The sequence below is a fragment of the Roseibium sp. RKSG952 genome, from assembly GCF_009711355.1.
Genome location: NZ_SMMF01000881.1, coordinates 1 through 19,009, shown reverse-complemented (window position 1 = coordinate 19,009; position 19,009 = coordinate 1). Strand labels below are relative to the sequence as shown.

Here is a 19,009-nt window from a genome sequence, read left to right as displayed (position 1 = left end):
GCGAAAAACCCCTTTGCCGGTCTGATGGCCGGGACCGTTGGTCCGGTGCTTGTCGTGGTGCTCGGCATTCTCGCCATCTGGTATGTCGCCGCGGTTGCGCTGAATACGCCGTTTCAGAACCAGATCTATGAACGGGCCAACCTTGCCGATGTTCCCTTGACAGCGCATCTGGCCAATACGCTGGCGCAGGATCGGCCCGTGCTGCCCGCGCCGCATCAGGTGGCAGGTGAAATCTGGAACACCACGGTTGAAAAGAAAATCACCTCGAAGCGCTCGCTGATCTATCATTCCGGTATCACCCTGTCCTCGACCCTTCTGGGCTTTGTCATCGGCACCGGCCTCGGCGTTCTGCTGGCCATCGGCATCGTGCATTCGCGGGTGCTGGACAAGTCCCTGATGCCCTGGGTGATCTCCTCGCAAACCATTCCGATCCTCGCCATTGCACCGATGATCATCGTCGTCCTCAATGCCATCGGGGTATCGGGGCTGTTGCCCAAGGCGATGATCTCCACCTATCTGGCATTCTTTCCCGTGACGGTCGGCATGGTGAAGGGGCTGCGGTCGCCGGAGGTGCTGCATATGGACCTGATGCACACCTATTCCGCAACGCGTTTGCAAACCTTTCTCAAGCTGCGCCTGCCCTATGCGGTGCCTTATCTGTTCACCTCCATGAAAATCGGCATGGCCGCCTCGCTGGTCGGGGCGATTGTCGGCGAATTGCCGACCGGGGCCGTGGCCGGGCTTGGTGCGCGGCTTCTGGCCGGATCCTACTATGGCCAGACCGTTCAGATCTGGTCGGCACTGATCGTGGCCGCGTTTCTGGCCGGTGCATTGGTTGCCCTGATCGGCGGTTTTGAAAAACTCACCTTGAAACGCATGGGGATGGCGCGATGAACATACGCACGCAAAACCGTGGCCGTTTTGACATGGCAGCCCTTCTCTCCGCCGGTGTTGTCCTGTGCGTGGTCATCGCTTTCTTTGCCACCGTCTTCGAGCCCGGCCTTGGTCTTTATGCCGAACTCCGTCTTGCTGGCGCGTTTGGCGTTCTGGCCCTCCTCGGTGTGCGCTTCACCCTCGGGTTTGCCAGAAACCTGCCGGGAGATCTGGCGCTCGGGATTGTCGCGGCCCTTGCCGCAACCCTCCTGGTGTCTTCCGCGCACCAACATGCGGGCGCGGCTTCAACAGGATTTTGGGCTCTCGTGGCCGGGTTCTGGCTCGCAAGCTGGTTATTTGTCGAGCGGCTGGCGGCATGGAAGATGCGCTCGGCAGCGGTGGCCCGGCTCGTCAACATCGCAATTCCGGTCGCTTTTGGCGCAACGCTTCTGGTACTCTGGGAGCTGGTTGTGACCGGCGCAGGTGTGCCAAAGGTACTGTTGCCCGCCCCTTCCGAAATCTGGTTGCGTCTGACCACATCGGTTCCCGTGCTCTGGGCCGATTTCCAGCAAACATTCCTGAAGGCCGTCCTGATCGGCTATGCGCTCGGCTGCGGATCTGCGTTCCTGACCGCAATTGCGATCGACCGGGTGCCGTTCCTGCGCCGGGGCCTTTTGCCGATCGGCAATCTGGTCTCCGCCCTGCCGATCATCGGCGTTGCGCCGATCATGGTGATGTGGTTCGGCTTCGACTGGCCGTCCAAGGCTGCTGTCGTGATCATCATGACCTTCTTTCCGATGCTGGTGAACACCGTCTCCGGGCTTGCTGCCTCAGATGCCATGCAGCGCGACCTGATGCGCACCTATGCCTCGAATTACTGGCAAACCCTGATCAAGCTGCGCCTGCCGATGGCGATGCCATTCATTTTCAATGCCCTTAAAATCAATTCCACTCTGGCGCTGATCGGCGCAATCGTGGCGGAGTTTTTCGGTACCCCTATCGTCGGCATGGGCTTCAGGATCTCGACAGAGGTCGGGCGCATGAATGTCGACATGGTCTGGGCGGAAATCGCTGTCGCAGCCCTTGCCGGGTCGCTGTTTTACGGCACGATTGCGCTTCTGGAACGGGCCGTCACCTTCTGGCATCCATCGATGAGAGGTTAATGGACAAACGGACCGCGCTCAAAGCGCGGCCTTGACCTTCTCCGCCACATCCGGACTGACCCACTGGGTCCAGACATCCGGGTGGTTTTTGAGAAAATACCAGGCTCCGTCCTCGTGAGCCGCCTGATTTTTCTCCATCCAGGCAAGCACCTTGCTGGCTGTCTTGTTGTCCCAGCCCCGGACCTTGAGATATTCCATTGCAGCTCCGCCTTTTGCCGCGAACCGGCTGGTGACCACCGTATAGGCTTCGCCGATTTGCCAGGCATTCTTTTTCGGGTCGGGACAATCGGGGACAGATGTACAGCGGTCCCATTCCGTCTGGTTGAACGGCACCCCCATGTCCACCAGGGTCATGTCATACATGCCAAGCAATGCGGTCGGGCCCCAGTAATAGCCGAACCAGCCTTCACCCTGTTCCACGGCGCGTGCCAGGGAGCCGGACAGCCCGGCGGACGACCCGGTCGGCACGATCTCAAAGCCTTTTTCCTCCGCCTTCCATGCCCTCAGCAAGTTTGCGCTGATCGGTCCGCAGTCCCACCCCGTGGGACAGGTGAAGAATGCGCCTCGAGATTTATCTTCCGCTCCGGGAAAAAGTTCGGGATGCGCCAGCACATCGTCCAGCGTCTTCAAACCGTGCTTCTGTGCGAGTGCTGCTGGAATGTAAAACCCTTGCGGACCGCCATCCTTTAACACCTTGCTGGCGATCACCAGCTCCCCGGCCTTGACGGCCTTGTCGAGCGGTTCCTTGATCGAGTTGACCCAAAGCTCAGGCGCTACATCCGGCTGCGATCTCGCCACCATCGATGTAAACGTTGGAACACTGTCACCCGGCAGCAGATCTACAGAGCAGCCATAACCTTTCTCGAGAATAAAGCTGTCGATCTGGGCCATTGTTCCTGCCGATGCCCAATTCATTTCCGCAATCGACACGTTGCCGCACTCTGCCGCAAGGGCGCTGGAAGCCCCGGCCATCGCAGCGGATACGGTCAGAAGGGCTGTGAGGGTTTTCATGGAGGTTCCCCGCTATCGCCGGACATGCGGCGGTTCTTGATCGAACAGTCTGTGATAGGGCCGCAGCCGTTCCTGGATATTGTCCGCCTTCCGGACAGTGGCATGTGCGGTTACCGCTCATGTTTGCCGCAACCCTATTGCCTTCTCTCGACAAGAAAAAGGATCGAAACACTCCGTTACGGGCTACTCAAGAAGATAATCTGCCAAATATGGCTCATCATGCGCAATCAAATCACAAGTCCCAACCGCGTCATGATCCAGACATCCGGACGCTATCCCATGACTTCCTTCTGAATGTAACGATGCCCCGGGCCGGGCCATATTCCGGAGAATTCAAGCTCAAAGCGCGGCCTTGACCTTCTCCACGACTTCCGGGCTCACCCATTGGCTCCAGACATGTTCGTAATTCTGGAGGAAATAATAGGCTCCGTCTTCGTGGTCCGCTTCGTTTTGATCCATCCACTCAAGCAGGTCCTCGGCGGTTTTGGTATCCCATCCCCGCAGCTTGAGATATCCCATCACCGGACCGGGCCGCTTGGCGAAGGCGCCGGTCACTATTGTGTAGACAGCCTGCTTTTCAAACGCATTCTTCTTTGGATCGGGACAGTTCGGCACAGTCGTGCAAGTGTCCCATTCCTCCTTGTTGAACGGCACGTCAAAGTCAATCCTGGTCAAGTCGTATCGGGCCATTGAAGCTGTCGGTGCCCAATTGTAGCCGAACCAGCCTTGACGTTCCTCCATTGCCTTGGCAAGCGAGCCGGTCAGACCGGCGGGTGAGCCGGTCGGCACTTCGACAAATCCCTTTTCGCGGTAATGCCAGGCGCGCAAGAGGTTGTCGCTCGTGATCTGGCAATCCCAGCCGGGAGGGCACTGGAAAAACGCCCCTTTGGTCTTGTCTTCGGCGCCCGGAAACAGCTCGGGATGCGCCAGAACATCGTCAAGGGTTTTCAGGTTGTGTTCCTTCGCCAGAAATGTCGGAATCCAGAACCCTTCAATTGCCCCGTCCTTCAAAATATGACCGGCGACGACGACGGAACCGTCTTTCAAGGCCGCTTGCAGCTCCGAACGATAGGCATTTTGCCAAATCTCCGGCGCGATATCGGGCATTCCACGGTCAATCATGGATTCGAAAGTCGGGACACTGTTGCCATAGATCAGGTCGGTCCGGCAGCCATACCCCTTGCCCAGAATGATTGCGTCGATCTGTGCCATGGTGCCTGCCGTATCCCACGGCATTTCCGCAATTGTCACGAGCCCGCAGTCTTCCGCGAGTGCAACTGGAGAGAACAACACAAAGCCGGTAAAAGCAATTTTGAACAAACCACGCATGATAGTCCTCCCAGGTTTGCGAAGGCTGCTGCCGACAAAAGCGCCGCAAGGGAAGATTATGCGCTTCGCCGCCAGTTCGAAAGCCCCCGGACGTCAAAGACATCCGGCCTCCATCATGGAAGTTCAGTTGCCGTTCTGGCAATAGCTCACGGGGTGCAGTAGGAGTTTGCGCCGCCAGTCCGAATTCACGTGTCCAAAAACGGAGCCCCCATGACACCCAGCCGAGACATCGCCCGCCTGATTGAGATCATGGCTGCCCTGCGCACACCCGAAACCGGCTGCCCCTGGGATCTGGAACAGAGTTTCGAAACGATAGCGCCCTACACGCTTGAAGAAGCTTATGAAGTCGCTGACGCCATTTACAAGAAGGACTATGTGAACCTGCGTGAGGAACTCGGCGACCTGTTGCTTCAGGTGGTCTATCACGCCCGTATGGCGGAAGAGGACGCGCATTTCGATTTCGGCGATGTGGTGGAAGCGATTACAAAGAAGATGATCCGGCGCCACCCGCATGTGTTTGGAGATGAAACCGGCGAAAAGCCGGAGCTGGTCAAGGGCATCTGGGAACGGATCAAGGCCGAGGAACGCGCCGAAAAACAGGCAGAACGCCTGTCTCTGGGCCTGAGCAACGGCAAGCACCGGTTCCTTGATGACGTTCCAAGCGCTTTTCCCGCCCTTCAGGAAGCAGACAAGCTGCAGCGCCGGGCGTCCAAGGTCGGGTTCGACTGGAACGATGCCCGCCTGGTGCTGGCGAAGATCCGGGAAGAGACGCAAGAACTTGAGCAGGAACTCTCGGACGGTGCTGCCAACAAGGACCGAATCGAGGACGAACTGGGCGACACCCTGTTTGCGCTTGCCAATCTCGCACGCCATCTCGACATTGACCCGGAAGAAGCCCTGCGGCGCACGAACCGGAAGTTCCGGACCCGGTTTGCGGCCATCGAAGACGCAGCACAAGAGCGGCAAACGACGCTGAACGACATGTCGCTCGACGACATGGAAGCCCTGTGGCAGGCCGCCAAGCACAAGTAGACGGCAAACGCCGGGCATTGCCGCGCACGGTCTCTGCCCGGCTCATTCATTTTCTGGAAGCGCTATCCGATCACCTGGAAAGCCGGGAAGGTCTCGAGCAACCAGTAGGACATGGTTGCCATCTGGCCGGTGAGGAACAGGACCCCGGTTGCGACCAGAACGCCGCCCATGACTTTCTCGACCACCCCCATATAACGGCGGAAGCGGGCCATGAATTTCATGAACGGCCTGGCAAACAGGGCGGCCAGCAGGAAGGGAATGCCCATCCCCAGCGCATAGGCGCTGAGCAGCACCGCCCCCTGCCCCACCGTATCCTCGGAGCCCGCCACGAACAGGATCGCGGCAAGGATCGGCCCCACGCACGGCGTCCACCCGAAGGCAAAGGCCAGCCCGATCAGATAGGCCCCCAAAAGGCCCGCAGGCTTGCGTTCGACGTGAACCCGGGCCTCCCGGTACAGAAGACCTATCCGGAACACGCCCAGAAAATGCAGCCCCATGACGATGATCATCACGCCGGCGATATAGCCAAGATACTGGATATGCTGGGTGACGAACTGCCCGAGAAAGCTTGCACTTGCGCCCAGAATGACAAAGACGGTCGAAAAACCGGCAACAAAAGCCAAGGCCGCAAAAAAGACTCTTTGCGATGCTGCGGCATTGTCATCCTCGCCGGTCAGTTCCTCAAGCGACACACCGGCAAGATATCCGAGATAGGGTGGAACAAGCGGTAATACGCAAGGGGACACGAAGGACAGGATGCCTGCAAAAAGGGCACCCAGGATTGTTACGTCTTGAAGCATTGAATTTCCGGTTTTTGTCTCTCAGGCCAGACGCTGTTTTGTGCCCTTCTACACGGTGTTGGACACCCCAGAAAGACACAGCCGCCTCACCTTTGCGAGAGGCGGCTGTTGGTCGCAGGTCCCAGACCGTCAGTCCCGGACGACCAGAACCGACTGGCTGGCGTGCCGCACCACCCGTGCCGCGTTCGGCCCGAGCAGGTAATCCTTGAGCTCCGGACGGTGCGAAGCGAGCACTATCAGATCGCAGCCGAGCTTGTCGGCTGCAGAGTTGATCTCTTCATAGATTGTCCCGTGCGCGACATGCCCGCGCACGGTCAATCCCTGCTCTTCATGCTCTTCTATGAAGATCTGAAGCGCCTTGCCAGCCGCCTCCAAGGCGTTGTGCTCATAGTCCTTCGGGAAATATCCCCCGACTATGGACCGGCCATAGTCGGGGACCACGCTTAAAAGATGGAGCTCGGCCCCAAAGGTCCGCGCCATGGCCGCAGCCGTCGGCAGGGACTTTGTCCAGGAACTGTCTTCGCCGAGATCAATCGGCACCAGAATAGACTTGTACATGCCGGATCTCCTCTAGAACGCAGGAACGTTGGTGCGGCGGCGCTGAAGGCCGACCACGACCAGCAGCAGCAGGATTGCCGGAATGTAGAATACTTCCTTCGGCAAACGGTTCGCCGGTGTTTGCACATCCACGACCTGCACCGGTTCATCACCATAGAAGTCGAAAGACTGGAACTTCTCGAAGTAAGGCGTTCCGGGGAACGGCTCTTCCAGAAGTGCCTTTCCATCCTCTTCCATGATCGTCAGCCCGGCATCCGAAAGTCTGGTTTCCCCGTCACCAGATGCACCCAGAGGCACTTCAACGAATGTCTCCAGCTCCTTGTCCGGATTATCGAAATCCGGACCACGGACCACCAGCTTCAAGTAACCGTCAGCGGGCAATTCAGACGCGGTCTCAAACACTTGTGCCGGGTTTGTGGAGACATAAGGCGGCTGCACCATGTCGAGCCAGAAGCCCGGGCGGAACAGCGTGAAGGCAATCAGCAGCAATGCCACCGCTTCCCAGGCCTTGTTGCGGGCAAAGAAATAACCTTGTGTGCCGGCCGCAAACAGCATCATCGCGATGGTCGCAACGATGAAGACGAAGACGGCCTGGATCGGGCCGACATCGATCAACAGCAGGTCGGTGTTGAAGATGAACAGAAACGGCAGGGCGACCGTGCGCAGCGAATAGAAAAACGCCGTGAATCCGGTCTTGAGCGGATCCCCGCGGGAAATCGCCGCAGCGGCAAAGCTCGCAAGCCCCACCGGCGGGGTCACATCGGCCATCAGACCGAAATAGAACACAAACAGATGAACCGCGATCAGCGGAACGATCAGGCCGTTCATGGCCCCGATCTCGACGACCACTCCGGCCAGAAGCGAAGACACCACGATGTAGTTCGCCGTAGTCGGCAACCCCATGCCCAGGATGAGCGAGAAGATCGCCACCAGCACCAGCATGATCATCAGGTTCCCGCCGGAGAGGAACTCGATGAACTCGCCCATGATCTGATGCGCGCCGGTAAGGGAAATGGTGCCGACAATGATACCGGCCGCGCCCGTTGCAACGGCGATGCCGATCATGTTGCGGGCCCCGCCGATCAGGCCCTTAATGAGATCCGAGACCCCTTCACGGGCCTGGCCCGCCACATCCCCGGAGGCACGCATCATCGCCTTGAGCGGCTTTTGGGTCAGCAGGATAACGATCATGCCGACGCTCGCCCAATAGGCCGACAGACCCGGCGAGAAGCGTTCGATCATCAAACACCAGACGAGCACAATGATCGGCAGCAGATAGTACAGGCCGGTCAGAAGTGTCGGAATGAATTCCGGCAGAGAGGTGATCGGCGCGTCCGGATCATCCAGTTCCAGATCCGGGCGCTTAGAAGCGACATACAGCAGGCCGGCATAGGCTGCCAGGAAGATGACGACCACAGCCTGGAACGTCGCATCACCAAAGACATCCTTGGTCCAGCCGAGGCCGTAATGCAGGACGGCTGCCAGAATCGCAAGACTCAGGAAGCCGGTCAGGACGCCGATGATACTCTGGAGCACGGTCTTGGCCGGGCCCGGCTTGGGCAAACCCTGCATGCCTTGCTTCAAGGCTTCCAGATGCACAATGTAGAGCAGCGCAATGTAGGAGATGGTCGCAGGCAGGATCGCATTGCGCACCACGTCGAGATAGGTGACGCCAACATACTCCACCATAAGGAAGGCGGCCGCACCCATCACCGGCGGCATGATCTGGCCGTTGACGGAAGACGACACCTCAACGGCGCCCGCGGTTTCCGGCTTGAACCCGACCCGCTTCATCAGCGGAATGGTGAAAGTACCGGTGGTCACCGTGTTCGCAATCGACGACCCGGAAATCAGCCCGGTCATGGCGGAGGAGACAACGGCGGCCTTGGCCGGTCCGCCGCGCAGGTGTCCCAGCAGTGCAAAGGCGACCTTGATGAAATAATTGCCCGCTCCCGCCTGATCGAGCATCGCCCCGAACAGCACGAACAGGAAGATCATCGAGGCGGAGACGCCAAGCGCAATCCCGAACACACCTTCGGTCTGCATCCAGTAGTGCCACATGGCCTTGCCATAGGACGCGCCCTTCCACTGGATGACCTCGGGAATGAACGGCTGATCGCCGAAGAAGACGTAAAACAGGAAGGCCGATGCGACGATCACCAGCGGCAGCCCGAGCGCCCGGTAGGTCGCGATCAGCATGCTGATCATGCCAACCGTGGACACGATCAGGTCCATGTCGGTCGGCAGGCCTGCGCGATCGGAAATCGCTTCCTTGTTGAAGACCAGATAAAGACAGGACGCCACACCCAGAAAGGCGAGGATCCAGTCGTACCACGGGATTACATGACGCGAACTGTGCCGGAACAGGGGATAAGCCATTGTGGCCAGAAACAGCGCAAATGCCAGATGAACCGACCGTGCGGTGTCCGAATTCAAAGTGACGTTGACGCCCAGAAGATCCGTCAAAAGGAACGGCAAGGTCGATGCGTAGTACAGCTGGAACAGTGACCAGCTGAGCGCCACCAGCGACAAGAGCAGCCCAATCGAACCACCCGGGCTGCGTGCTCCCGTATCGCTTTGCGCGACCAATTCCTGAAGATCAATTTCGTTGGACGTAGCCGTCCCGCCCCTTGCGGCATTTTCGCTCATAGACACCCCACCGCCCGCGCGCCGTTGCCAGAAGGCCGGCTGCTCCGGATCGTCATTGTTCTTGTTTGTCGCGATACAAAAGAGACGGGCGGGCGCAACACGCCCGCCCGCTCATCGAGGCCGATTACATCCAGCCGCGTTCTTCGTAGTATTTCTGTGCGCCCGGGTGCAGAGGAGCGGACAAGCTGTCCTTGATCATTTCCTCTTCCGTCAGGTTGGCAAAGGCCGGGTGCAGCTTCTTGAAGCTGTCGAAGTCTTCAAAGACAGACTTCACGAGCGTGTAGACAACTTCATCCGGCACATCGGCGGATGTGACAAAGGTCGCGCCAACACCAAAGGTGTTGATGTCTTCTTCGTTGTTGTACATGCCGGCCGGGATGGTGGCCTTGCGGTAGTAAGGGCGCTCGGCAACCAGCTTGTCGATTTCCGGGCCTTCCGCGTTCACCAGAACGGCTTCACACGAAGAGATGGTCTCCTGCGTCAAGGCGGACGGGTGGCCAACGGTCCAGAAATAGGCGTCGATCTTGTTATCGCACAGCGCCTGTCCGGTCTCGGCAGACTTCAGCTCGGCTGCGAGTTTCAGATCATCGCGCTCCCAACCAAGCGCCCCCTCGATGACTTCCCAGGTCCCGCGCTGGCCAGAGCCCGCATTGCCGATATTGAGGCGGGTGCCCTTCAGATCGGTGATATTCGAGACACCCGCATCCTTGCGCGCCAGAATGGTGACCGGCTCCGGATGAACCGAGAATACGGCGCGCAATTTGTCGTAGGGTCCGGCGTCTTCGAACTTGGACGTGCCGTTATAGGCATGATGCTGCCAATCCGACTGGGCAACACCAAACTCAAGCTCGCCGGCCTTGATCGTGTTGATGTTGTAGATGGAACCACCCGTCGACTCGACCGAACAGCGGATCCCATGTTCCTTGCGGTTCTTGTTCACCAGACGGCAGATCGCACCACCGGTCGGATAGTAAACGCCTGTCACGCCGCCTGTCCCGATCGAAATGAACTGCTGCTCTGCGGCTCCGGCCACACCGACGCCGCCGGCCATCATTGCGATGCCAAGCGCGTAGCTTGCGATTTTCATAGAAACCTCCACCTGTTGATTAGCTGACTTTCTATTGAAGTCTCGCCGGGCAGGTTCAACCCGGCTGCGCGTAACTAACCAAAAAGTCGAAGATTGGGAAAGCCCCCGGCGGCTTTTTTACCGAATTATGGGGGCAAAGCACCGTTCAAGCGCGACGTCACTCACGACACGCGGCCACCCTGAATGACTTCAAACAAACGGGAGCGCAATTCTGCTTCCGGGTCACCGCTTCGGAGCCCTTTCCGCCACTCATCCAGAACAATTCTCAAGCTCATGGTATTGGCGGTGTGGGGTAACTCGCTCAAAAAGCTCTCGAAGAACCGATCCAGGCGATCACGATCAAGAATATCCTGATCGATCAACCCGTGGATCAGCGTCATGGTTGCAGCGATGTGCCCTTTTACAAAGTGCATTTCCAGCCCAGAGGCTTCGGTTTCGGCCGTAGTTCCGTGCATATGGTCTCTCGAGTTCAGTTGGTTTCGCCATGCGCAAAAGCAAGCTTAAGGCACATCATGTCATTATTGTGCACGTGACCCCGCGATTGATATTTTACTGCGCCCCAAAAGAGCGTGGCATCACGGGATTTTTCAGCCAGTCTTGAACGGCCGCCAGCCTGATTTTTACTGATGGCCCGCAAAGAGGCGTTTAATTATCAATAACGGTCACACATTTCAGAGGCATTGCCAATCGCGGTTTTTGTCGATTCCGCAAGGTAAAAAGCCGTCAGATCAACGATTTTTCATTAAAAATTATTCATTAAATCCGGACCTGACCGGCGAACCATTCGTCAGCGGACCCTGTTCCCAATGATATTTTTGCGTATTTTTGCATGTCACCCCAAAGATGGGATCAATTGCCCGGCACTCACGGTCATGTCCTTACGTCCACCCGTCTACCCCATGGCAGGCAAGTCACCCGTCTCGCATCACGCGGCCGCCTGGCTAAATGCAGCGTTGCGATGCGGGATACAGGCACGGGCAGGATCAACGAGCCGGTTGCAGCATACGTTTTTTACAAAACTGTCAAAAAGTCCGGTGAAAAATATTCACAGCCAACAAAAAGGTTGGCACAGGGGTCTTGCATCCGGCTCAGGTTATCAGTACACACCGTCGCCAACGGGACGCACACAGCCTCCTCGGAAGAGCCGATAGCTCAGCTGGTAGAGCAACTGACTTTTAATCAGTAGGTCCAGGGTTCGAACCCCTGTCGGCTCACCAAAAACCCCAGAGAAAACAAGGGGTTTGGTGATACTAAGAACCTAAAACTTGCGAAGCAAGACAAAATGGGTCTCCCTCCGGGTTCCGGAGGATATCTTGAAAACCATAAAAATCACAGATCGCTGGCTCCAGTCTCTGAAGCTTGGAACCGACCGGGAAGAGTATGAGGATGCCTTGTGCCCGGGCTTGCGGCTGCGCGTTGGCGCCCGTGGCCCGACTGTTCCTTCTGATGCCGGTTAGCCAGACTTCCAACTACATTTGATCCCGATGCCACGTCTTTTTTATCGGTAGCGCAACCTGACCTTAATGGCCGCTGGCAAATTGGAAGCTTCGAATTGAAGCGTCAATATCTTCCTTGCTCCTGGCCGGATACCCACCACAAGCAATACCTTTTCAAGGAAATTCCGCGTTCGCTCTGAAGATGCAAGAGGTACATTTGCACCTCTCAAAACAGGAGGCGGAAATGTACACACAACATCTTGATGTTTCGCGCGCTTTGCAAATCTACATCGCAGAAGTTGAAAAACACGGCCTGACCGTCATCCAAAGTCATGACTTTGATCGTTTCGCATGGGAATGCGGACGGCAGGATGAAATTTTGGGCACTCAAGGCACATTGAGCGAACCCTTCTCGCAGGATTTTTTCGATTTCACTCCGGAAAACGCCCTGTGGATCGGCGTCTACGACCGCAACGGAGACTGTGTGTCCGGGCATGGGTGCAGGATGGACCGACTGGGGCGGCTATCCTTGCGAGACTACTGGATGAAGCAACAGCACCGCATCTACGTCGCGCCTTACGCCAGCCAGAAACCCGAACTGGGGCGCGATCACGCGCCTGGAACTGAAGTCATCTCCGGAAATTGCGTCTATCACGGCAACATGTGGTTGGCTAATGACTGGAAAGGAACAGGCGTAGCCCTTCCACTTTGCCGAATTGGTCAGTTGGTGGCACATCTGAAGTGGGATCTGGACTACATCTATTGTTTCATCGGCAGGAAGCTCGTGTCCAAGGGCTTTGCCGCACACCAGGGTTATGCGCATATACAGCCGCTGGGGACACACTGGCTGAAGGCACCATCACATATCCGGGCGGACGATTATCTTTGTTATAATACACCCCAGGATCTGGATCATCTGGCCCGGGACACCATTCAATCGGCCGAAGCTGTGCTGTCATACAAGCCAAAAACAAAACCCCAGACGGTTTTGGAAGCGGCAGAATGAGGCGTTCGTAAACAACCCTTACGGTTCGGCCAACCTCGTCCCGGGTAAGGACGTTCATGATATCCAGTGACGGCTCGTGGCTGATCGCCAAATGGTAGCCGTCAGAGGCCAAACGTTCCAGATCAGGATCAGGAGTCGCTTTCGACAAGATTGCTTCTTTCGCCCAATCCCGGCCAAAAACAGAGGCTACAAAACTGGATGGCCCGACTGACAACAATGCAGGTGACGCGCCTTGAACGGCGCGTCCGGCCGAAATCGTGGTCTTTGCGAACAAGGCAGGCTCAAAGTCCCTCAAACCGGCTCCGCGCCTCCAGGCTGTCCAGAAGGCAGCAACTTCCGGCTGGCAAAGCCCCCGGTCCAGCGCCGAGAGCGCAAGCGTGTGGCAATCGTTCAATGCTTCATCCCCGACAAGGCATCGCGGATATCGTAAATGAAGGTCCAGCCAATCACCATGGCCTGATCAAATACGTCGTCCGGCACATCCCGTAGCCGCTTGACCCCGAGATGAGAGTGCAAGGCATGCTCAAACTCATCCCCGGCGTCATAGCGTGCAATCTGAATATTGAGTTGAAGTTCCCGGGCTGTCCGGTTCAATCGGTCCGCACGCTCCAGGATCTCCATGATCTTTTCGTCTTTCATGACATTCATCGGGCCTACCTTCGCTTTCCGTCCTGAAGCGCATAGAGCCTCAAGATCATTTCGGACAGGTCTTCCGGGGTCAACTGCAAACCGCTGACCTCAAGTGCCTTGACCGCTCCACGCGTGCAATCCGCATGAAGCGCAGGGTCGATCGGCGCACCCTCCTCCTCGCCTGTGCGGCCGGTCAGCAGCCACAAGAGTGATGTATCCAGCGCCTCCGCAACCTTCACAAGCGTATTGAGACGCGGGCTATAGCCATCGGATGCGCGCAGGATATTGCGGATCAGGTCCGGTTTTGCGCCGACCGCAAGGGCCGCGCCATGGACCGTCAACCCCAGTCCATCAAGCCGCTCGCGAATGCGGCTTTGCAACCCCAAGACCGGATCCCGCCCGATATGTCCCGCGCCATCCATGGGTATTAAAACCTCTTGTTTGGTTTACATACCGGATTAAACCACGCCTCCCATGAGGCTGCAACTTTACAGGCATTGAACAACACTACACCTTTTACGCGAAATGCTACAGGCATCTTCCCACGACGGCTGACATTCCCACGTCACACCGCCTGTACGGGCATCACCGGCTGGCCGGGCGCAACAGGCTCAACCCCGCGCATAGTCCGCCAGACACCAGAAAGACAAGCGCCAAACCAAAGACAGGTTCCAGAAATCCTGCAAGAACCGGCCCGGCACCTTGTCCAAGTGAAATCAGGAAGAAGGTGCAGCCGAACCCGATTGCGGGCCTGTCCTTGAAAACCGCCATGCTCCATATTCCGAACAAGGCGGTTTGCACGATAAACCCGGCACCGAACAAAGCCGCAGAAAGGAAAATGCCTGCGGGAAACCCTGCCAGAACCGGCAGGATCGCAAGCGCGGCTCCGATCAGCCCAACCAAGGCGACAAATGCGTTCTTCAGCCCGAACCGGTTGACCACTTGCCCGGCAAAACAGCCGGTCACACCGGCAACACCAAGAACAATCCAGAACAGAATCGCGTCGTTGTGGTCCCCAGTAAGCATTACCAGCAAATCGACTGCATATGTCCAGTAGATCGAACTGACGAGGCCGAACACGAATGCGCTGACAAACAGTTTCGGCGCATTCATTTTAAGGACCAAGCGCAACGAAACACCTGATGGTTCCGCAATGGACCGGGAGCGCGCGGTCGGAATTGCAAACCAGTTCCAGCAAGCAAACACAATGGCAAGTCCGGAAAACAGCAGCCATGCAAGCCGCCAGTCCGATCCGGCATAGAGCGCCAGAGGCCCGGCCAGCGCGACGCCGAACCCGGTGCCGGAATTGATCCAGGAATAAACCGAGTTCTGACAGGCGGGTTCCACCGTTCGAACGATCACTTCCGAGAACGGCGGATAGGCAAGTCCCGGGCTTGCGCCCGCTACAAACACTCCCAGCGCCAGGATCTCCAAACGGTCGGCAAGGCCGATCAGCGCCATTCCGGTGGCCGCCGCCACGCCTCCCGCAAAAATTGGCAAGCGCGGGCCGAAAAGGACTGCGCCCCAGGAACCGGCAAAGGTCGCAATCAGATATCCGAGATAGGACGATCCGGCGATCAAGCCCACAAGCTCGGCAGACAAATTGAACTCGGCCCGAATCTCAGGCAGGAACAAGCCGAAACAATACCGGCCGAGACCATAGGTTGCCGCGACAATCGACACCCCCGCAGCGGTCAGATTAAGATTTGGATGCGCCCTGTTTACGCTCACCGGAACGGGCGGATAGTCAAAGTGCTTTCTCATCGAACACGCAATTCCGCCAAGCAATCCAGAACCTTATCAAGGTTGCGATGATCCGGTAAGCGGCGGCAATTCGCAACCCTAGATTTATCGATCTTTCGGGCTGGCAAGCTCGACCTCGTGCAAGTATGCGCCAATGCCGCGGTCTTTGCGCCATTGAGACGGCGCGCCAAGCGAAACTTCCTGAAACGGCACGCCATCGGTCCACCGGGTGTTCCTGATATGAAGGTGCCCGTGGACCACCGCTCTTGCGTTGAACCGCAAATGCCAGTCCTCAGTTCGGGTCGTTCCGCACCACGGCGTGAATCGCGGCACACGCGGTAAAACGGCATGGGATTGCTTCAGGCAAAAATGGTTTATCAAGACCGTGGCAGCGCTGGCCGGCAGTTGATTCAAGCGCGCCAGAGTGGTTTCACAACGGGACCGGCACCATGCGGCACGGCCCGTAAACGGATCAGGATGGAGCAGAAACTCGTCGCTGCAAACCGCATTTCCAGCCATTGCCCAATCATAGACCTCTTCTTCACAGATATGCGCGGGCCGGTAGCTGTAGTCGTAGAGCAGGAACAGTGGCACGATCAGTAGCGGTCCGCTTGAGTGCTCGAACACCTGATAAGGATCTTCGGGTGTAAGGACACCGCGCTGGCGTGCAATGCTCACCAGATGCCGATAGAGCGCTTCACCCTTCAGCCCCTACCCATCCTCCTTTGGCAAGGTCCACAAATCATGATTGCCGGGTGTCCAGACAACCCGTCGAAACTTTGGTGCCAGACTATCAAGCGCAAATTCCAGATGGTCCGGCTTGTCGCCCACATCCCCGGCAAGTATCAGCCAGTCGTCCGGATGTGCCGGAACATCGGCAAGCGCGGCCCGATTGTCGGGATAACTTACATGAATATCGGAAATGGCCCAAAGCCGCATGGTATTGGCCGCCCTTGTGTCAATCGAAGGGATTTGCGGTTGTCATGGTTCTTTTCTTCAAAACCTAGGTGGAGTTCGACGCCCACACCATACCGCAGTTTTTCAGATGATCTTTCAGGGCGAAAAACACAATGCCCGAACGATGCACACCCCGGGAATTCCGGCCTTTCTATTATCGGCCGCCATGTTTGACTACAGATCAAGACATTCCAGAAAACTCAACAATGGCCCTGCATTTCAGAACTGCATTTTTCCTTCTGCTCAGATGGCACCATGATGCAATACGAGCCAAACACATACTCGATACGCTCCCCGGCTATTTCTATTTGATCAAGCCTGCTTTCCGCGCCGATGTGGAGCAAGCGGTTGCGAAGGCGCACTGGGTTGCAGCAGGGGTCTGTGCGCCGGTCAGGAAAGCAACCACGCCATTGCCTTTGCTGGATGCATCACCCTCATTTGTGAACTGGCCGGATAGGGCAAAGCCCTTTCCTACAGCGTTTCTATGACACCCACGGCCCGGGGCGCTGGCTTGTAGCCAACGATCAACCAGACCGCGATATCATTGTCCGCGGCGACCATTTCCGGGCTCAGTCCGTTCATCGCCAGCCGGAAAGCGGCTTCCGCCTCTTCATCTCGGGCGTTCCTTGAAATCCCCACCATATGAAATCCTGCCTGAAGGTCTCTGGCTGCCGCTTCTCATGCAAAATCTGCAATCATTCCCAGAAACATCCAGATTTTGTCGCGCGCACTACAAACTCGAACAAGGTTGTGTAGTGTTATTAACTCAACTCAATAAAATATATTCATCCATCGGGTTACGCCCTCAACTAAGTCCATGGACTTATAGAACTTTCAAACTGCATCGCGAATTGCGGCATTACCAAGCGTAATCTAACCAGAAAAACACCATGATTGTGTCTCTATCGCTCCCCATTTGACCCTTAGCGAAATAAACCGCGGGGTGAGCAACAATGAGCAAACTTAACCACGATGGGGATTAAGATGATCACCAATACAGATTTCAACAACGTCCAAAACTGGGACCCGAACGCCACCTATACGAGCGGCGATTTCGTTCGTTTGGGCGACACGATTTATCGTGCCAACTGGTGGACCATGGGAAACGACCCAAACACTGCAAACGGCGGTGAAGGTACCGGTGAACCCTGGACTTCTGTCGGGACGGCCGGCGAAAACAACGAAGACACCGATCCCACCGGTCCGGGAAATGAGGATGGCGGGAACGACAATTCCGGTAACGAAGCCGACAACGACAACACATCTCTACCGAATGCGTGGTCATCATCGGCTATCTACACACAAGGCGATGTCGTGGTGATCGGCAACGCCGTCTATCAGGCCAACTGGTGGACACGCGGCAATGATCCGGCAAATACCAACGGCGGACCGGGCTCAGGCCAGCCGTGGACCTATGTCGGCCCTGCCGACGAATACGACCCCGGTACGGGCAATGGCAACGGAACGCCTGACAACGGCACCGGCGATGAACCTGACGGCAACGACAATGGCACCGGCGACGGAAATGGCGACGCTGGCGGTGATAACGGAAACGGCGATGCTGGTGGCAACAACGGCAATGGTGATGACACCGGAGGCGACAATGGGCAAACCGGCGATAGCAGCGGATACGTCTATTCACCTTATGTCCACGTCACTACCGAAGGCGGCGGCCTTGCGGATCTGGCACAAAACACGGGTGGCGGCCTGGAAGCCATTACCCTCGCGTTTGCTTTGGCAGGACAAAACGAGGCGCTTGCGTGGGACGGTCAGGATTCCTTGGCCATCACCGGCAGCGCGTCGCCCTACGCCGATGAAATCTCGGCCTTGCAGAACAACGGCGTTGACGTGACCATCTCGTTTGGTGGAGCTGTGGGGTCCTATGTCGCCGATCAGTTCAATGATGCGCAGGCACTTGCGGACGCGTACCAGACCGTTATCGACAGCTACAATGTAAACCGCCTCGACTTCGACATTGAAGGGCCCGCTCTTTATGACACTGCAACCAACGACCTCAGAAACGATGCCATCAAGCTTCTGCAGGACGACAATCCAGATCTGATGATCTCCTACACACTGCCGGTGGTGCCGGATGGCCCGTGGGGCGACGCGGGCGGCCTCACCGCAGCCGGACAGGTGTTGCTGGCAAGCGCGGAGGAGCGCGGCGTGGACCTGGAATACGTGAACATCATGACCATGAACTATGGTCCCTATTACTGGAACGCACACGAAGGCGGCAACCAGGGTTACAACGCTGCAGTCTCGGCTGCAGAACGGGTCATGTTGCAGATGGAAGATCTCGGCATCGAGAGCCAGGTCATGTTGACACCAATGATCGGCGTGAATGACATGTACCCGACAGATGGCGAGCAGTTCCTTCAGCAGGATGCAGAGTTGCTGACCCAGTGGGCGCTGCAGAACCAGGAGGATGTCTATGGCCTGTCCATGTGGTCCATCAGCCGCGATCAGGCTGGCGCTGCCGGACAGGTCTCGCCGACCCACAGCGGATTGACCGACGGAGCGTCCTTCTCCGATATATTCAATGCGACGGCCGGTCAGTCGGATACATCCGTTCAACAGACAAGCCTGGATCCGATGTTCGATCAGGTCGCCTAAATTCTGTCCGGTGACAAAAAGCGCGCCCGCCGATGCGGCGGGCGTGTTTATATGGTTGAAGGCACTTGGGAATGTGTCATGCCAAGTACCGTGAGCGTCCGGCGAACCCGACCTGACGG

20 protein-coding genes and 1 tRNA gene are annotated in these 19,009 nt (G+C 57.3%); 8 read left to right on the top strand and 13 right to left on the bottom strand.

The annotated features are described in order from the left end of the window. Positions 1-24 precede the first annotated feature (24 nt). Both E1297_RS13415 and E1297_RS13410 read left to right on the top strand, forming a co-directional pair. Positions 25-894 (top strand): ABC transporter permease, encoded by an 870-nt coding sequence (locus tag E1297_RS13415; protein WP_209015783.1) that lies wholly within the window; start codon positions 25-27, stop codon positions 892-894. Next, positions 891-2,036: an ABC transporter permease gene (locus E1297_RS13410; protein ID WP_155138906.1), complete on the top strand. Its 1,146-nt coding sequence runs from the start codon at positions 891-893 to the stop codon at positions 2,034-2,036. The genes E1297_RS13415 and E1297_RS13410 overlap by 4 nt, the downstream gene beginning before the upstream one ends. A gap of 18 nt (positions 2,037-2,054) precedes the next feature. Here the strand turns inward: E1297_RS13410 and E1297_RS13405 are convergent, their stop codons facing one another. Both E1297_RS13405 and E1297_RS13400 read right to left on the bottom strand, forming a co-directional pair. Beyond that, complete coding sequence (locus E1297_RS13405) at positions 2,055-3,047, bottom strand: ABC transporter substrate-binding protein (protein ID WP_155138904.1); 993 nt, start codon at positions 3,045-3,047, stop codon at positions 2,055-2,057. Positions 3,048-3,386: 339 nt separating this feature from the next. Continuing rightward, positions 3,387-4,376: a glycine betaine ABC transporter substrate-binding protein gene (locus tag E1297_RS13400; protein ID WP_155138902.1), complete on the bottom strand. Its 990-nt coding sequence runs from the start codon at positions 4,374-4,376 to the stop codon at positions 3,387-3,389. 210 nt (positions 4,377-4,586) lie between these two features. Here E1297_RS13400 and mazG point away from each other — a divergent pair, with 210 nt between their 5' ends. Beyond that, complete coding sequence (mazG, locus tag E1297_RS13395; protein WP_155138900.1) at positions 4,587-5,408, top strand: nucleoside triphosphate pyrophosphohydrolase; 822 nt, start codon at positions 4,587-4,589, stop codon at positions 5,406-5,408. 62 nt (positions 5,409-5,470) lie between these two features. Here the strand turns inward: mazG and E1297_RS13390 are convergent, their stop codons facing one another. From E1297_RS13390 to E1297_RS13370, 5 genes are all read right to left on the bottom strand, one after another. Next, positions 5,471-6,208: a cytochrome c biogenesis CcdA family protein gene (locus E1297_RS13390; protein WP_155138898.1), complete on the bottom strand. Its 738-nt coding sequence runs from the start codon at positions 6,206-6,208 to the stop codon at positions 5,471-5,473. Positions 6,209-6,337: 129 nt separating this feature from the next. After that, the gene (locus tag E1297_RS13385) at positions 6,338-6,766 is read right to left on the bottom strand and encodes a universal stress protein (RefSeq protein WP_155138896.1); all 429 of its coding nucleotides are present in this window, start codon (positions 6,764-6,766) and stop codon (positions 6,338-6,340) included. A 12-nt stretch (positions 6,767-6,778) separates the two neighbouring features. Next, positions 6,779-9,415, bottom strand: a complete 2,637-nt coding sequence (locus E1297_RS13380; RefSeq protein ID WP_155138894.1) for a TRAP transporter permease — start codon at positions 9,413-9,415, stop codon at positions 6,779-6,781. 124 nt (positions 9,416-9,539) lie between these two features. Beyond that, positions 9,540-10,502 carry a TAXI family TRAP transporter solute-binding subunit gene (locus E1297_RS13375; RefSeq protein WP_155138892.1) on the bottom strand — a complete coding sequence of 321 codons (963 nt, stop codon included), beginning with the start codon at positions 10,500-10,502 and terminating at the stop codon, positions 9,540-9,542. A gap of 161 nt (positions 10,503-10,663) precedes the next feature. Continuing rightward, positions 10,664-10,957 carry a hypothetical protein gene (locus E1297_RS13370; RefSeq protein ID WP_155138890.1) on the bottom strand — a complete coding sequence of 98 codons (294 nt, stop codon included), beginning with the start codon at positions 10,955-10,957 and terminating at the stop codon, positions 10,664-10,666. A gap of 686 nt (positions 10,958-11,643) precedes the next feature. On the opposite strand from E1297_RS13370, the gene E1297_RS13365 reads away from it, so the two are divergent. From E1297_RS13365 to E1297_RS13355, 3 genes are all read left to right on the top strand, one after another. Beyond that, a tRNA-Lys gene (locus tag E1297_RS13365) sits at positions 11,644-11,719 on the top strand. A gap of 96 nt (positions 11,720-11,815) precedes the next feature. Beyond that, positions 11,816-11,959 carry a hypothetical protein gene (locus E1297_RS13360; RefSeq protein ID WP_155138888.1) on the top strand — a complete coding sequence of 48 codons (144 nt, stop codon included), beginning with the start codon at positions 11,816-11,818 and terminating at the stop codon, positions 11,957-11,959. Positions 11,960-12,182: 223 nt separating this feature from the next. Then, positions 12,183-12,944 (top strand): hypothetical protein, encoded by a 762-nt coding sequence (locus E1297_RS13355; protein ID WP_155138887.1) that lies wholly within the window; start codon positions 12,183-12,185, stop codon positions 12,942-12,944. 390 nt (positions 12,945-13,334) lie between these two features. On the opposite strand, the gene E1297_RS13350 is transcribed toward E1297_RS13355, so the two are convergent. The 5 genes from E1297_RS13350 to E1297_RS50295 all read right to left on the bottom strand — a co-directional run bounded on the left by E1297_RS13350 (position 13,335) and on the right by E1297_RS50295 (position 16,256). Then, positions 13,335-13,592 carry a hypothetical protein gene (locus tag E1297_RS13350; RefSeq protein ID WP_155138884.1) on the bottom strand — a complete coding sequence of 86 codons (258 nt, stop codon included), beginning with the start codon at positions 13,590-13,592 and terminating at the stop codon, positions 13,335-13,337. A 5-nt stretch (positions 13,593-13,597) separates the two neighbouring features. Next, positions 13,598-13,996 carry a helix-turn-helix transcriptional regulator gene (locus E1297_RS13345; protein ID WP_155138882.1) on the bottom strand — a complete coding sequence of 133 codons (399 nt, stop codon included), beginning with the start codon at positions 13,994-13,996 and terminating at the stop codon, positions 13,598-13,600. Between the two features lie 163 nt (positions 13,997-14,159). After that, the gene (locus E1297_RS13340) at positions 14,160-15,338 is read right to left on the bottom strand and encodes a YbfB/YjiJ family MFS transporter (protein ID WP_155138879.1); all 1,179 of its coding nucleotides are present in this window, start codon (positions 15,336-15,338) and stop codon (positions 14,160-14,162) included. A gap of 84 nt (positions 15,339-15,422) precedes the next feature. After that, on the bottom strand, positions 15,423-15,995 hold the full coding sequence (locus E1297_RS13335) for a hypothetical protein (RefSeq protein ID WP_244327753.1): 573 nt from the start codon (positions 15,993-15,995) through the stop codon (positions 15,423-15,425). A 33-nt stretch (positions 15,996-16,028) separates the two neighbouring features. Next, positions 16,029-16,256, bottom strand: coding sequence for a metallophosphoesterase (locus E1297_RS50295; protein WP_244327752.1), 228 nt, complete (start codon positions 16,254-16,256; stop codon positions 16,029-16,031). Positions 16,257-16,480: 224 nt separating this feature from the next. Between E1297_RS50295 and E1297_RS49140 the strand changes: the two genes are divergently transcribed. After that, positions 16,481-16,762 carry a hypothetical protein gene (locus tag E1297_RS49140; RefSeq protein WP_196223306.1) on the top strand — a complete coding sequence of 94 codons (282 nt, stop codon included), beginning with the start codon at positions 16,481-16,483 and terminating at the stop codon, positions 16,760-16,762. Here the strand turns inward: E1297_RS49140 and E1297_RS13330 are convergent. Further along, on the bottom strand, positions 16,746-16,916 hold the full coding sequence (locus E1297_RS13330; RefSeq protein WP_155138877.1) for a hypothetical protein: 171 nt from the start codon (positions 16,914-16,916) through the stop codon (positions 16,746-16,748). The two genes, E1297_RS49140 and E1297_RS13330, sit on opposite strands and share 17 nt — an antisense overlap. A 342-nt stretch (positions 16,917-17,258) precedes the next feature. On the opposite strand from E1297_RS13330, the gene E1297_RS13325 reads away from it, so the two are divergent. Beyond that, entirely contained in the window at positions 17,259-18,890 is a 1,632-nt protein-coding gene (locus tag E1297_RS13325) for a carbohydrate-binding protein (RefSeq protein WP_196223305.1), read from the top strand. The last annotated feature ends 119 nt before the right edge of the window (positions 18,891-19,009 follow it).

Coding starts and splice junctions, on each gene's coding strand:
- E1297_RS13415 (WP_209015783.1), top strand. CDS start 25: ATGGCCGGGACCGTTGGTCCGGTGCTTGTCGTGGTGCTCGGCATTCTC.
- E1297_RS13410 (WP_155138906.1), top strand. CDS start 891: ATGAACATACGCACGCAAAACCGTGGCCGTTTTGACATGGCAGCCCTT.
- E1297_RS13405 (WP_155138904.1), bottom strand. CDS start 3,047: ATGAAAACCCTCACAGCCCTTCTGACCGTATCCGCTGCGATGGCCGGG.
- E1297_RS13400 (WP_155138902.1), bottom strand. CDS start 4,376: ATGCGTGGTTTGTTCAAAATTGCTTTTACCGGCTTTGTGTTGTTCTCT.
- mazG (WP_155138900.1), top strand. CDS start 4,587: ATGACACCCAGCCGAGACATCGCCCGCCTGATTGAGATCATGGCTGCC.
- E1297_RS13390 (WP_155138898.1), bottom strand. CDS start 6,208: ATGCTTCAAGACGTAACAATCCTGGGTGCCCTTTTTGCAGGCATCCTG.
- E1297_RS13385 (WP_155138896.1), bottom strand. CDS start 6,766: ATGTACAAGTCTATTCTGGTGCCGATTGATCTCGGCGAAGACAGTTCC.
- E1297_RS13380 (WP_155138894.1), bottom strand. CDS start 9,415: ATGAGCGAAAATGCCGCAAGGGGCGGGACGGCTACGTCCAACGAAATT.
- E1297_RS13375 (WP_155138892.1), bottom strand. CDS start 10,502: ATGAAAATCGCAAGCTACGCGCTTGGCATCGCAATGATGGCCGGCGGC.
- E1297_RS13370 (WP_155138890.1), bottom strand. CDS start 10,957: ATGCACGGAACTACGGCCGAAACCGAAGCCTCTGGGCTGGAAATGCAC.
- E1297_RS13355 (WP_155138887.1), top strand. CDS start 12,183: ATGTACACACAACATCTTGATGTTTCGCGCGCTTTGCAAATCTACATC.
- E1297_RS13350 (WP_155138884.1), bottom strand. CDS start 13,592: ATGAATGTCATGAAAGACGAAAAGATCATGGAGATCCTGGAGCGTGCG.
- E1297_RS13345 (WP_155138882.1), bottom strand. CDS start 13,996: ATGGATGGCGCGGGACATATCGGGCGGGATCCGGTCTTGGGGTTGCAA.
- E1297_RS13340 (WP_155138879.1), bottom strand. CDS start 15,338: ATGAGAAAGCACTTTGACTATCCGCCCGTTCCGGTGAGCGTAAACAGG.
- E1297_RS50295 (WP_244327752.1), bottom strand. CDS start 16,256: ATGCGGCTTTGGGCCATTTCCGATATTCATGTAAGTTATCCCGACAAT.
- E1297_RS49140 (WP_196223306.1), top strand. CDS start 16,481: ATGGCCCTGCATTTCAGAACTGCATTTTTCCTTCTGCTCAGATGGCAC.
- E1297_RS13330 (WP_155138877.1), bottom strand. CDS start 16,916: ATGGTGGGGATTTCAAGGAACGCCCGAGATGAAGAGGCGGAAGCCGCT.
- E1297_RS13325 (WP_196223305.1), top strand. CDS start 17,259: ATGATCACCAATACAGATTTCAACAACGTCCAAAACTGGGACCCGAAC.